This window comes from Actinomycetota bacterium, from assembly GCA_019347575.1.
In the GTDB taxonomy this organism is placed as follows: domain Bacteria; phylum Actinomycetota; class Nitriliruptoria; order Nitriliruptorales; family Nitriliruptoraceae; genus JAHWKY01.
On sequence record JAHWKY010000007.1, the window covers coordinates 50,408 to 64,027 of the forward strand.

At 69.0% G+C, this 13,620-nt stretch carries 11 protein-coding genes and 2 tRNA genes; 1 reads left to right on the top strand and 12 read right to left on the bottom strand.

The window, feature by feature from the left end; all coding sequences use genetic code 11:
* Window positions 1-5 precede the first annotated feature (5 nt).
* From KY469_06175 to ndk, 3 genes are all read right to left on the bottom strand, one after another.
* Complete coding sequence (locus KY469_06175; protein ID MBW3662669.1) at window positions 6-1,004, bottom strand: rod shape-determining protein; 999 nt, start codon at window positions 1,002-1,004, stop codon at window positions 6-8.
* Window positions 1,005-1,183: 179 nt separating this feature from the next.
* Window positions 1,184-1,624: a DNA repair protein RadC gene (radC, locus tag KY469_06180; GenBank protein ID MBW3662670.1), complete on the bottom strand. Its 441-nt coding sequence runs from the start codon at window positions 1,622-1,624 to the stop codon at window positions 1,184-1,186.
* 98 nt (window positions 1,625-1,722) lie between these two features.
* Window positions 1,723-2,136, bottom strand: coding sequence for a nucleoside-diphosphate kinase (gene ndk, locus KY469_06185; GenBank protein MBW3662671.1), 414 nt, complete (start codon window positions 2,134-2,136; stop codon window positions 1,723-1,725).
* 243 nt (window positions 2,137-2,379) lie between these two features.
* Here ndk and KY469_06190 point away from each other — a divergent pair, with 243 nt between their 5' ends.
* Window positions 2,380-3,081 carry a CAP domain-containing protein gene (locus KY469_06190; protein ID MBW3662672.1) on the top strand — a complete coding sequence of 234 codons (702 nt, stop codon included), beginning with the start codon at window positions 2,380-2,382 and terminating at the stop codon, window positions 3,079-3,081.
* Here KY469_06190 and KY469_06195 read toward each other — a convergent pair.
* The 9 genes from KY469_06195 to KY469_06235 form a co-directional block, all read right to left on the bottom strand.
* Window positions 3,060-4,397, bottom strand: a complete 1,338-nt coding sequence (locus KY469_06195; protein MBW3662673.1) for a bifunctional folylpolyglutamate synthase/dihydrofolate synthase — start codon at window positions 4,395-4,397, stop codon at window positions 3,060-3,062. The genes KY469_06190 and KY469_06195 overlap by 22 nt on opposite strands.
* Window positions 4,394-7,033, bottom strand: coding sequence for a valine--tRNA ligase (locus tag KY469_06200; protein ID MBW3662674.1), 2,640 nt, complete (start codon window positions 7,031-7,033; stop codon window positions 4,394-4,396). The genes KY469_06195 and KY469_06200 overlap by 4 nt, the downstream gene beginning before the upstream one ends.
* A 68-nt stretch (window positions 7,034-7,101) precedes the next feature.
* A complete protein-coding gene (gene clpX / locus KY469_06205) occupies window positions 7,102-8,376 on the bottom strand; it encodes an ATP-dependent Clp protease ATP-binding subunit ClpX (protein ID MBW3662675.1) in 1,275 nt (424 codons plus the stop codon).
* A 119-nt stretch (window positions 8,377-8,495) separates the two neighbouring features.
* On the bottom strand, window positions 8,496-9,140 hold the full coding sequence (clpP, locus tag KY469_06210; GenBank protein MBW3662676.1) for an ATP-dependent Clp endopeptidase proteolytic subunit ClpP: 645 nt from the start codon (window positions 9,138-9,140) through the stop codon (window positions 8,496-8,498).
* 118 nt (window positions 9,141-9,258) lie between these two features.
* Window positions 9,259-10,719, bottom strand: a complete 1,461-nt coding sequence (gene tig, locus KY469_06215; protein ID MBW3662677.1) for a trigger factor — start codon at window positions 10,717-10,719, stop codon at window positions 9,259-9,261.
* Between the two features lie 196 nt (window positions 10,720-10,915).
* Window positions 10,916-10,990: transfer RNA gene (locus KY469_06220), tRNA-Pro, on the bottom strand.
* 27 nt (window positions 10,991-11,017) lie between these two features.
* A tRNA-Gly gene (locus KY469_06225) sits at window positions 11,018-11,091 on the bottom strand.
* On the bottom strand, window positions 11,071-11,508 hold the full coding sequence (locus KY469_06230; protein MBW3662678.1) for a hypothetical protein: 438 nt from the start codon (window positions 11,506-11,508) through the stop codon (window positions 11,071-11,073). Before KY469_06230 ends, KY469_06225 begins: the two co-directional genes overlap by 21 nt.
* Window positions 11,509-11,594: 86 nt before the next feature.
* Window positions 11,595-13,523, bottom strand: a complete 1,929-nt coding sequence (locus KY469_06235) for an AAA family ATPase (GenBank protein ID MBW3662679.1) — start codon at window positions 13,521-13,523, stop codon at window positions 11,595-11,597.
* Between the last annotated feature and the right edge of the window lie 97 nt (window positions 13,524-13,620).

Sequence of the window (13,620 nt, forward strand, 5' to 3'; positions counted from 1 at the left end):
TATCGCTAGTGCCGTGAGGAGGAGATGAGGACCTTCTTGAGGGCCTCGAACTCCTCGAGGCACTTGCCCGAGCCGATCGCCACGGACGACAGCGGGTTCTCGGTGATGTGGATCGGCATCCCTGTCTCGTGCTTCAGACGCTCGTCGAGGCCCTTGAGCAACGCACCGCCACCGGTGAGGACGATCCCCTTGTCCATGATGTCCGCGGCGAGCTCGGGGGGTGTCTTGTCCAGCGTGTTCTTGACCGCGTCGATGATCGAGTTGACCGGCTCTTCGATCGCCTTGCGGATCTCCTCGGCGGACACGATGATGGTCTTCGGTAGCCCGGAGACGAGGTCGCGGCCGCGGATCTCGGCGTGCGGCTCGTCCGGCAACGGGAACGCCGATCCGATCGCCATCTTGATCTCCTCGGCGGTGCGCTCGCCGAGCATCAGCGAGTACTCCTTCTTTATGTAGGAGATGATGGACTCGTCGAGTTCGTCGCCACCGATGCGGATCGACTGGCTGGTGACGATGCCACCCAGCGAGATGACCGCCACCTCGGTCGTGCCGCCACCGATGTCCACGACCATGTTCCCGGCGGGCTCGTGGACCGGCAGGCCCGATCCGATGGCCGCGGCCATGGGCTCCTCGATGATGTAGGCGGCGCGAGCGCCGGCCTGTATCGAGGCTTCCTCGACGGCGCGCTGCTCGACGCCGGTGATACCGGAGGGGACGCACACGACGACGCGCGGCTTGGCGAGGAAGCGACGACGGTGCACCGCCTGGATGAAGTAGCGCAGCATCTTCTCGGTGACGTCGAAGTCCGCGATGACCCCGTCCTTCAGCGGTCGGATGGCCATGATGTGGCCGGGGGTGCGTCCGATCATGCGCTTGGCTTCGGCCCCAACGGCGAGGATCGCCCCGTTCTTGGTGTTGATCGCCACCACCGAGGGCTCGTTCAGGACGATCCCGCGGCCCCGGACGTAGACGAGCGTGTTCGCCGTTCCGAGGTCCACGGCCATGTCTCGGCCGAGGAACTGGAAGGTGTTGCCGAAACCAGCCACGGGCGTACCTGCTGCTCGAGTGTGGGATAGACGTAGCACGGCCGGGTACCGGCCCGACGTGAGTCTGCAGGTTACACGCGTCCCACGGGCGTGTGACAAGCCGCCTCGCACCCCGTTGGACGCCAAGCGGACCGGGGCTAAACGACCCCTCGCCGGGCCAGGCTCACCCAACGGTCACCCGCGACGACAACGTGGTCGAGCAGGTCCACGCCGACGAGGGACGCGGCCTCGGCGAGCCGCCGGGTCACGAGCTCGTCGTCGCGGCTGGGCTCAGGGTCACCGGACGGGTGGTTGTGCGCGACGATCGTGGCGGTGGCGTTGGCGAGGAGGGCGTCCCGCAGGATCTCGCGTGGGCCCATGAACGTGTGATCGATCGAGCCGACGCTGACGGTCCGGACCGTCAGGAGCCGGTGCTTGGTGTCGAGCATCACCGCCAGACAGCACTCGCGGTCGCGTCCCTCGAAACGGGGCTGCAGGAGCTCGACCGCAGCCTCGGGTGACCCGATCTCGGGCCGGACCTCGATCGCCGCGGGCCGGAACGGGACCCGCACGGCCGTATCGCAGACGTCGCAGTTCACCCGGGCTCCTCGCCGTCTGTGGGCACCTTGCCGCGACGGCGACCTCCAAGGAAGACCCCGTTCGACGCCTGTGGATGGGCATCGACGGAGTGGGCACTTCAGAAGCGTCCGGGGAAGAAGAGGTCGAGCTCGCGGGCGGCGCTGTCGGAGCTGTCGGAGCCGTGGACGATGTTCTCGCCGATGACGGTGGCGAAGTCACCACGGATCGAACCCGGGCTCGCGTCGAGAGGGTTGGTGGCACCCATCAGCTGGCGCATGCCGGCGATGGCATCGTCGCCCTCGACACACATGGCCACCAGAGGAGCCGAGGTGATGAAGTCGACGAGCTCGCTGAAGAACGGCTTGTCGGTGTGCTCGGCGTAGTGCCGCTCGGCGGTGTCCCGGTCGAGTTGGCGCAGCTCGAGGGCGACCAGCCGGTAGCCCTTGCGCTCGATGCGGCTGATCACCTCGCCGGTGAGGCCACGTCGGACGCCGTCGGGCTTGACGAGGATGAGGGTGCGTTCGACGGCCACGGGGAGGGCTCCTCGGTCGGGGCGGGGCGCGCAGGGTAGGCGTGGCGCTGCCGTGAGGTTCAAGCAGAGGACGCACGCCCGCGATCGCGATCGCGGTCGCGCCACGTTGAGAGACCGGGTCGATGTGACTAGGGTCCCGCCCCGTATCAGGAGGCCCCCCTGGACCGCACCGCGCCCGCCCGCCGCCGGCGGCGCCTCCTGACCCTCGTCGTCTCACTCTTCGTGGCCGTCTCGACGCTTCCGGTGCTGCCAGCGAGCGCCGCAGACGCCGGCGCCGAGCAGCAGCTGGTGGCGTTGCTGAACGATGCTCGCGCCGCGAACGGGCTGCCCGCGCTCGCGGTGGCCGGCGATCTACGCGACGTGGCGCGTCGCCACAGCGTCCGCATGGCCGATCAGAACCGCCTCCACCACAACCCCAACCTCGGCAGCGAGGTCAGCAACTGGCAGCGCGTCGGCGAGAACGTCGGCGTCGGCGGCAGTCCCCGGGCCGTCCACGACGGCTTCATGGCGTCCTCCTCGCACCGTGCCAACATCCTCTCGCCTGACTTCACCGAGGTCGGGGTCGGGGTCGAGCTGCGTGATGGGCGGTACTGGGTGACGCAGGTGTTCCGGCTGCCGTCCGGAGAACAGCCTCCACCACCGCCACCGCCGCCACCGCCTCCGCCTCCTCCCCCGCCACCACCTCCCCCGCCGCCACCTCCCCCGCCGCCACCGCCTCCCCCGCCACCACCCCCGGCGACGCCGGCACCCGCGCCGCAGGCCGCACCGACCACGCCAGCACCGGTCGAGGCGGCACCAGCGGTGCCTGAGCCCGAGCCGCCGGTCGATCGCGGCGTGGCGCTCGACCTGGTGATGGCACGGATCACCGCCGTCGAGCAGGGCGGCCGCGTCAGCGAGATCCTGCCGGACTCACCACCCGATGTTCAGGAAGACAACGGCGCGTAGCGGTCGCGCGCTGCACCGACGGTGTAGAGCGAACCGGTCACCAGCACGCCGTCGCCCTCGCCGGCCACGCCGGTGGCCATGTCGAGCGCGCGTTCGAGGTCGTCGGCGACCTCGACGATCACGCCCGACCCGCTCCACGTGGTCCGCGCAGCGGCGGACATCTCGGCGGCCGACGCTCCGCGTGCCGATGGTGCCGCCGTGACGACGACGTGGTTCGCGATCTCGGCGAAGGGCGCGAGGATCCCGGCGATGTCCTTGTCCTGCAGGCACGCCGCGACGAGCACGAGGTTGCGGAACGTGAACGCCTCCTCCACCGCTGCTGCCGTCGCCCTCGCACCGTGGGGGTTGTGCGCCCCGTCGAGCAGGACGGTGGGGTCGCGGCTGACGACCTCCAGTCGCCCCGGGGTCCGCACCGCCCCGAGCGCGTCGCGGATGACCTCGTCGGCGAGGTCGGCGAAGCCGTCCCTGTGGAACGCGGCGAAGGCGGCGAGGGCGACCGCCGCGTTGGTCGCCTGGTAGGCCCCGAACAGCGGCAGCACGAGCTCGCGCACGACGCGGTCGCCGACGCGCAACGTGACCACCTGTCCCCCGACGGCGACGCGGCGCTCGAGCACGTCGAAGTCCTCACCCGCGACGAGGACACCAGCCCCGGCGGCTGCCGCCGCGTCCCGGACGATCCGCATGACGTCGGCCGCCTGCTGCCCGGAGACGACCGTGGCGCCGGGCTTGATGATGCCGACCTTCTCGCGCGCGACCTCAGCGGGGGTCGCGCCGAGCTCACGGTGGTCGACATCGATCGTGGTCAGCACGGCGACGTCCCCTCGGACCAGGTTCGTCGCGTCCCAGGTCCCGCCCATACCGACCTCGAAGACGCCCACCTCGACCGGCAGGTCCGCGAACCACCAGTACGCCATCGCGGTGAGTAGCTCGAAGTACGTGACGTGGTCGTCGGGGTCGGGGCGGTCCGCATCGACCAGGCCGACGAGCGGAGCCAGCTCGGCGTGGACCTCGCCGAAGCGCCACTCGTCGATCGGACGGCCCGCCACGGAGAGCCGTTCGCGGATGGACTGCAGGTGCGGTGAGGTGTAGGTGCCGGTGGCCACCCCGAGCGCGCTGAGGAGCGCCGTCGTCATGCGGGCGACCGACGTCTTGCCGTTGGTTCCCGTGATGTGGATCGAGGGGTAGGACCGTTGCGGGTCGCCCATCAGGTCGGCGAGCGCGGTGATGCGTTCGAGGTCGGGCAGCATCCGTGTCGGTACCCGTCGCTCGAGATCGGCGAGGGCGGCGTCGAACGCGAGCTCCTCTGCGGTGCTCACTCGTCCATCGACTCGTACGCCGCGATCTGGTCCTGGAGCTCGCCGATCACCCGCTGCCAGTTGTCGCGCTTGTCGCGTTCGGCCTGCACGACGTCTTGGGGCGCCTTCGACACGAACGCATCGTTGGCGAGCTTGTCCTCGACCCGTTCGAGCTCCGACTCGGCCTTGTCGAGCTCCTTCCGCAGCCGTTCGAGCTCAGCCGCGACATCGATGAGTCCGGCCAGGGGGACGTACGCCTCTCCGCGTCCGAACACGATCCGGGCGACCCCGGTGTCGTCGTCGGGTCCCCCCTCGACGAACGTGAGCGAGCCCACCCCGGCGAGCGACGACGCCAGTGACGACAGCGGTTCGAGCAACGCGCGTGCATCGGTGGTCACGCTCGCGTCGAAGCGCACGCTGGGCGCGATCGCGTTCTGGGACCGGAAGCGGCGCAGCTCGGTGACGAGATCCATCAGCACTCCGAAGCTCTGCTCCGCGTCCTCGTCACGGACCCCGACAGGGTCCGGCCACGGCTGAGCCATCAGCGCGCTGCGGCCTCCCTCCGAGCCGGTCAGCGCGCGCCACAGCGCCTCAGTGACGAACGGAACCAGCGGATGCAGCAGCGTCAGGAGGTGGTCGAGCACGGTGGCGAGGACCTGCTGCGCTGTCGCGCGGGCGTCCTCGTCGTCGCCGTAGAGGCGCACCTTCGACGCCTCGAGGTACCAGTCCGCGAGATCGTCCCACGCGAAGTGGTAGAGCGCGTCCGAGATGCGGGCCCAGTCGTAGGTCTCGTAGGCGCGATCGACGGCTCCACGCGCCGCCGCGAGCCGCGAGAGGATCCAGCGGTCCTCGAGGGCGAGCCGGTCGGGTGCCGGGAGCGGGCCGGGGCGGGTGCCCTCCAGCGTCCCGAGTGCGAAGCGGGTGGCGTTCCACAGCTTGTTGGCGAAGCGGCGAGCGCCCTCGACCCACTCCTCGGCCAGTGGGACATCGGAACCCGGCGAGCAGTGCGAGAACAGCGCGAAGCGGAGCGCGTCGGCGCCGTAGCGCTCGATGAACTCGAGCGGGTCGATGACGTTGCCGAAGCTCTTGCTCATCTTCTTGCCGTGCTGGTCGCGCACCATGCCGTGGTTGTAGATGACGTGGAACGGCACCTCGTCGAGGAACCACAGCCCGATCATGAGCATGCGGCTGACCCAGAAGGTGTTGATGTCGTACCCGGTCTCGAGGATCGCGGTCGGGTACCAGGTCTCGAGTTCGGGCGTCGTGTCGCCGGGTCTGCGCCAACCCAAGGTCGAGAACGGCCACAGCTGGCTGCTGAACCAGGTGTCGAGCACGTCGGGGTCCTGCTCCCAGCCGGGCTCGTCGATGTCGGTCCGCGAGACGCGGATGTCGCCGGTCTCGGTGTGGTGCCACGCGGGGATGCGGTGACCCCACCAGATCTGACGCGAGATGCACCAGTCGTGCAGGTTCTCGAGCCAGTCGAGGAACGGCTTCTCGAACCGTTCGGGGATCAGCGTCGTCCGTCCCCCGCGGACCGCCTCGATGGCCTTCTCGGCCAACGGCCGGACGGCGACGAACCACTGGTCCGACAACCGCGGCTCGACGACCGTGCCGCAGCGGGAGCAGTGGCCGACGGAGTGCTCGTGCTGCTCCACCTCGACGAGGAGACCGAGCTCGTCGAGCGCCGCCTTGACCTGCTCGCGCGCCTCGAAGCGCTCCTGGCCCGCGAAGCGCCCGCCTGCGTCGTTGATCGTGGCCGCGTCGGTCATGATGTCGATGACGTCGAGGCCGTGGCGCTCGCCGATGGCATGGTCGTTGGGGTCGTGTGCGGGCGTGACCTTGACCGCCCCGGTGCCGAACTCGGGATCGACGTGCTCGTCGGCGATGATCGGGAAGGTGCGGTCCAGGAACGGGTGGCGAACCTCCCTGCCGATGACGTCCGTGTAGCGCTCGTCCTCGGGATGCACCGCGATGGCGGTGTCGCCCAGCATCGTCTCGGCGCGGGTGGTCGCGACCTCGATGCCGCCGTCGCCATCCGCGAACGGGTAGCGGAATCGGACGAGTTCGCCCACCACGTCCTCGTGGTCGACTTCGATGTCCGACAGCGCCGACGCACAGCGAGGGCACCAGTTGATCAAGCGGTTCCCGCGGTAGATCAGGTCCTGCTCGTACAGCGAGACGAACACCTCGCGGACCGCCTCGGACCGCTGCTCGTCGAAGGTGAACGCCTCACGCTCCCAGTCGAGCGCGGCGCCGAGCTTGCGCAGCTGTCGGAGGATGACGCCGCCGTACTCCTGGCGCCACTGCCACACGCGTTCGACGAACGCTTCGCGACCGACGTCGTCACGGGTGAGGCCCTCCTCGGCGAGCTGACGCTCGACGACGTTCTGGGTCGCGATGCCGGCGTGGTCGGTCCCCGGGATCCAGACCGCGTTCTTGCCCGCCATCTTGGCGTGCCGGATCATCGCATCCTCGATCGCGTTGGTCAGCGCGTGTCCGATGTGCAGCGCCCCGGTCACGTTCGGCGGCGGGATGACGATGCAGAACGGCTCGCCGAGGTCGTCGGGCTCTGCGTGGAACAGACCGGCCGACTCCCAGTCGGCGTAGAGGTCGTCCTCGACTGCCTGAGGGTCGTAGGTCTTGGCGAGCTCCGTCATCGGGGCTTGTTCCATCCGTCGCGTCGCGACCGGAGGGTAGCCAGGGACCAGTAGGGCCCTGCGGTGACTCAGGCAGAGCGTTCGGTGGGCTCGTCGAGTTCCGTGACGCGACCGTGCGGCACGAGCGTGGGGTTGACCTTCTCCATCACGGTGTCGCGCGTTATGACGCAGCGGCCGACGTCGTCGCGGGAGGGCAGCTCGTACATGGTGTTGAGCAGCACCTCCTCGAGGATCGCCCGCAGCCCGCGCGCGCCGGTCTGGCGCAGGATGGCGAGATCGGCGATGGCCTCGAGGGCGTCGTCCTCGAACGTCAACTCGACACCGTCGAACTCGAAGAAGCGCTCGTACTGCTTGACGAGCGCGTTCTTGGGCTCGGTCAGGATCTTCACGAGGGACTCGCGCTCGAGTGGGTCGACCGACGTGACCACGGGGAGGCGACCGACGAACTCGGGGATCAGCCCGTAGCGGGTGAGGTCCTCGGGTAGGACCTGACCGAGGAGCGCCGCGAGGTCCTTGTCCGTGGCGGCGCGGACGTCGGCACCGAAGCCCACGCCCTTGCGGCCGATGCGCGACTCGACGACCTTCTCGAGGCCGGCGAACGCCCCGCCGCAGACGAACAGGATGTTCGTCGTGTCGATCTGGATGAACTCCTGGTGGGGATGCTTGCGTCCACCCTGTGGCGGTACCGAGGCGACCGTGCCCTCGAGGATCTTCAGCAGCGCCTGCTGCACGCCCTCGCCGGACACGTCGCGGGTGATCGACGGGTTGTCGCTCTTGCGTGCGATCTTGTCGACCTCGTCGATGTAGATGATCCCGGTCTCGGCCTTCTTGACGTCGAAGTCCGCCGCCTGGATCAGCTTGAGGAGGATGTTCTCGACGTCCTCGCCGACGTAGCCGGCCTCGGTCAGCGCGGTGGCGTCCGCGATGGCGAAGGGGACGTTGAGCAGGCGCGCGAGCGTCTGAGCGAGGAGGGTCTTGCCCGAGCCGGTGGGACCGACGAGCAGGATGTTGGACTTGGCCAGCTCGACCTCGTCGGTGTTGACCGCGCCGACCTGGATGCGCTTGTAGTGGTTGTAGACCGCCACCGCGAGGGTCTTCTTGGCACCGTCCTGGCCGACGACGTAGTCGTTGAGGAACTCGTAGATGTCCTTGGGCTTGGGCAGCTCGTCGAGGTGCAGCTCGGAGGGCTCGGACAGCTCCTCCTCGATGATCTCGTTGCAGAGGTCGATGCACTCGTCGCAGATGTAGACGCCGGGTCCGGCGATGAGCTTCTTGACCTGCTTCTGCGACTTGCCGCAGAACGAGCACTTGAGGAGGTCCCCACCCTCACCGAACTTGCCCATCCTGCTCCCTTACTGCCACCCGATGTCGCGTGTTCCGGCTCGGCCCGGCGTCCGGGTGACGGCGCCGGGTCATGGTACTTCAGCCCTGCCGTGCCCGCCGCGGACTTGCGGCGACCGGATCAGCTCGCCGAAGTCATCACCGATTCCTGTGACTTCCGGCTCTGGATGACCTCGTCGATGATGCCGTACTCGCGTGCTTCCTCGGCGGTGAGGATGAAGTCGCGGTCGGTGTCCTTGGCGATGCGGTCGACCGACTGCCCCGTCTTCTCCGCCAGCACCTCGTTGAGCAGGTCCCGCATGCGCAGGATCTCCCTGGCGACGACCTCGATGTCTGCCGCTTGGCCCTCGCCACCACCGGATGGCTGGTGGAGCAGCACGCGTGAGTGCGGCAGCGCGAAGCGCTTGCCAGGCGTGCCGGCCGCCAGCAGCACCGCAGCCGCGGACGCGGCCTGACCCATGCAGATAGCGGTGATGTCGGGCTTGATGTACTCCATCGTGTCGTAGATGGCGAACAACGCCGTGATGGACCCACCGGGGCTGTTGATGTAGAGCGAGATGTCCTTCTCGGGGTCCTCGGACTCGAGGTGCAGCAGCTGCGCCATCACCACGTTCGCGACCTCGTCGGAGACGGGTGTGCCGAGGAAGACGATGCGCTCCTGGAGCAGGCGCGAGTAGATGTCGAACGCGCGCTCGCCCCGGTTGGTCTGCTCGATGACGGTCGGGATCAGGTACTGGGCGCGGACCTCGTGCCGATCAGCAGCCACCCGGTGCTCCTTCGTAGACGGGACGCGGCCGAGGATACCCAGGCCCACCAGTCCAACCACCGGCGCATCCGGAACGGTGCGAACGGATCGGCCCGCCCGGTCCCGATCACCCCCGCGACTACGTGGACTCCTCGACCGCGCGCTTGATGTCGCCGGCGCCGGTGGCGACCTCGAGCTTGGGGGCGTCGGCGTCGCCGGCCGTCACCGTGGGCAGCTCCTCGTCACCGTCGCCGTCGTCCGAGCCCTCCGACTCGTCGGCGAGGATCCCGAGATCGACCAGCAGCTCCCGCGGCGGCGCGCTGTCGATCTCGGCGGCCTCGACGAGCGCGTTGATGCTCTTGCGCCGCACCACGTCACCGACCAGGGCCCCGGCCGAACCCTGCTGACGGATGACCTCGGCGATCTGTTGTGGGCTGACGTTGTTCTGCACCGCGTGCCGAACGATCTCGGCGTCGAGGTCCTCGCCGCTGACCTGGATCTCGAGCTTCCGCGCGAGCTCGTCGAGAACGATCTGGGCCTTGACGGCTGCGTGCGCGCGTTCGTCGACGGTCCGCTCCCACTCCTCCTGCGAGGTGCCCTGTGCCAGCAGCAGCTGCTCGACGTCCAGACCGAACTGCTCGGCCTGGCTCTCCACCTGGCGGCGCCGGAAGTCCTTCTCGGCTTCGATCATCTGCTCGGGCAGGGGGATGTCGACGCGCGCGAGGTAGGCCTCGAGCACCCGCGCCCGCAGCTGCTCGCGCGCCTGGGACACCGAGCGACGGAGCAGGGTGCGACGGACGTCCTCTCGTAGCTCGTCGATGGTCTCGAACTCGGACGCGGTGGCCGCGAAGTCGTCGTCGAGCTCGGGGAGGTTCTTCTCGCGCACGTCCTTGACGGTGACCGCGAACTCGGCCTCCTCGCCACCGTGCTCGGGGTACTCCTCGGGCAGCTCGTCGACGTAGGTGAAGTCGGAGCCGCCCGTCACGCTGACCAGCTCCTCGTCGAGCTTCGGGGTGACTCCACCGGATCCGATCTCGTACAGCGCGTCCTCGACGGTGGCGCTCTCGAGCACCTCGCCGTCGATCCGGACCTCGAGATCGAGCGTGACGTAGTCGCCCTCCTGGGCGGGACGGTCGACCTCCTCGAGTTCGGCGAAGCGCTCGCGCAGGTTCTCGATCTGCTGCTCGATCTCGACGTGCTCGACATCCCAGTCGGGGTGCACGATCGAGATCCCCGTGTGGTCGGGCGGCTCGAACTCGGGACGCACCTGCACGGTCGCCTCGAACGTGGCGCCCTCGGACTCGTCGAAGTTCTTGACGTCTATCTCGGGGTTGCCGACCGCGATGAGTTCCTCTTGGCGCAGGGCCTCGCCGTAGAACTCGCCGAGCGAGTCCTCCATAGCGTGCTGGACGATGGCATCCTGGCCGAGACGGGCCTGGAGGACCTTGCGGGGGATCTTGCCCTTGCGGAACCCGGGAAGGGTGACGCCCTGGGCGAGGTGCTTCGCGGCCTCGTTCATGGCACGGCTGACGCGCTTCGGTGGGATCTCGACGGTCAGCTTGACCGTGACGTCGTCGAGGCGCTCGACGGTGGTCTTCATCGCGAGGTCGTTCCTGGTTCGGGGTGCGGCGGGGGCGCGGCGGTGTCGGTGAGGTGGTGGCGCGCACAGCGTTCCGGGGCCGAGGACGCCGACCGCGAAGGTTCGCACGGCGGGGCGCGCATGTCGAACCCAGGGCCTGGCATCGAGGTAGGTCGTTGTTGACCTCAGAGGTACAGGCTGGCCTACACCGATGCGGTCGGGGCGGCCGGATTCGAACCGGCGACCTCGGCGTCCCAAACGCCGCGCGCTAACCAAGCTGCGCTACGCCCCGCAGTGGCCGGTGCACATCACCGGCCGCTGGAGCGGCGGACGGGAGTTGAACCCGCGTCATCGCCTTGGAAGGGCGAGGCTCTACCGTTGAGCTACCGCCGCGCGAAGGAAGCCACCCCGTTCAGCGGTCCTCCGGCGGTGACAGTTTGCACATACGACCTCGCCTTTCGCTATCTCGGCCAACACGTCCTCCCAGCGGTGGTCTCGTAGACCTTTGTTGATGTCCCATCGCTTCGGCCCGAGGTGGTCGAACTCGAGCACGACCGGATCGGTCTCGCCGCAGTCGACGCACGGGTGTCCACGGAGGTAGTCGACCAGCCACACCATCCTCCGTTCGAGCTCGCGGCGCTTCCGACGCGTGGCGTTGCGCACGTACTGCTGCTTGTTAGCGGCGTAGTGCTCCTGCTTGTACTCCGCCCGACATGGACGGCAGTAGTTGTCCCGCTGTCCCTTCTCCCGACGGCGCCAGTTGAACTCACCGAACGGCTTGCTCTCGCCACACCGCCCGCATCTGCGCATCCCAGACCCCCTGTTGAGGTCCGAAACGCTAGGTGGTGCCTGTGACAAGCTGGCGATGAGGGTTCAATCCCCTTCACCCGCTCCGATCAGTTCTCGGCCGGGCTGAGCCAGTCGCGGCGGCGACGGTCGCCGGTGCGCAGGTCGTGACGCAGCCCCTCGATGACGGGCGCACCGGCTGCGGTCAGGACGGCGGAGATCTCCTCGCCGACCAGCTCGTCGCGCTCCAGCAAGGCGTCCCGGAGCGCCTCGACGAGGTGGCGGTTGGCGTCGAGCAGCGCGCGCACCCGCACCTTGGCGGTCGCGAGCAGGCGGTCGACCTCGGGGCGGGCCTCGCGGTCGCCGAGCACGCGACCGACGATGTTGGTGTCGTTGAGAGCGCTGTTCTCGACCGCGGCGAGCGAAACCAGCGACGAGCCCATCCCGGCCGACCCGACGATCTCGCACGCGACGCGGGTGGCGTACGCGAGATCGCTGCTCGGGCCCGTGCTCGCCTCGCCGAACCACAGCTCCTCGGCGACCATGCCGCCCATCGCGATGTCGACGAGGGCGTACATCTCGGCCTTCGTGCGGGTGTAGACCTCCTCGAGGTCGCCGTGCGCGAGCAGCCCCAGCGATCCGCTGCGCTTGATGATCGTCAGCACCTCGAGGCGTCGCGTCCCTGCCAGGTAGGCGACGGTGGCGTGACCGGCTTCGTGCGTGGCGACGACCTGCCGTTCCCGCGCCGTGTACTCGACCGGGTTCTTCAGCCCGACCTCCTGGATGAGGCGCGCCTCCTGGACGTCGTTCGCCGACATCCCGTCGTGCCCGCCCTTGAGCGCCAGCACGAGCGCCTCGTCGAACAGGTGCCCGAGCATCACCGGGGTGTACCCGAAGGTCTGGGCCGCGATGAGGTCCCGCGCCTCGCCCTCGTCGAGCCCAGGATCGTGCGCCTTGCGGTCGAGGAAGTAGTCGACGAGTTCACGGCGAGAGCTCCTGGCGGGGAGCTCGAAGGTCAGTCGCCGATCGAACCGACCCGGACGGAGCAGCGCCGGGTCGAGCATGTCGGCCCGGTTGGTCGCGGCGATGAGGAGCACGTTGTGGTAGGGGGCGGGGCGCCGTTTGATGTTGCGGTGCGGCGGCAGGAACGCGTTGATCATGTCGGCGAGCCGGTTGCGGACACGGTGCCCGAACGGGGGCGTGTCGAACGACTGCATCTGGACGAGCAGTTCGTTGACGACCCCGCCGGTCCCCTCGCTCGTGAACGCGTTGACCTCGAGCGACGCTGGCGTGGCCGGCGTCGTGTTGCAGCCTCCGGCTCGCGAGATGGTGCCCTGCCACACGGCACTGCTCATCTCCGAGCGGCGGCCGGCGATGGCGTCGATCTCCTCGATGAACCCGATGGCACCACCTTCGCGGAGCGCCGCCTTGCGGAGCTGCTTGAAGTAGCTGCGGATGCGCCGGGCGGTGGCGCCGTACCACATCGATTGGAAGCTGGTCGACGATGCGTAGAGGAACGGCACGCCGGCCTGCCGCGCCATCGCCTTGGCGAGGTGGGTCTTGCCGGTGCCGGGTGCGCCCTCGAACAGCAGACCACGACGAGGGGTTCCGCCGAGCCGGTCACGGTAGAGCCGGTGGCCCAGGAAGATGTTGAGCGTCTTGACCACCTCGTCGAGGATCGGGTCGAGTCCCTTGACGTCCTCGAACGAGACCTCGATCTCCTCGGGACGGTAGAGCACGTGGGGCGACCGACCGCTGAGTAGCGGTGCGGCGACGGCCGCGCCGAGGGCCAGCACGATGGCGATCGGGATGAGGTAGATCGGCCAGTCCGGCGGGAGCGTGGGCAGTCGGAAGAAGTCGAACGGGGCCCCAGCGACGATGCGCAACCACAGGTACAGAGCGGGGATGCCGAGGACGACGGCGAGGATGGTCAGTCGACGGCGTCGTGCGGCCTCGCGGAGGAAACCGACGTCGGCGGCCGCCGCCTCTACCAGGCCGCCGCCCAGCCGAGCCGCGACGGACTCGTGCTGTTCGGACACGTCGCCACCCCCCACGAGTGGTCTCGGAACCCGAGGCTACGGCCTAGAACTCTCCGCGTCCATCCGAGCACCGAACGCGAGCAGGGGCGCGAACCGG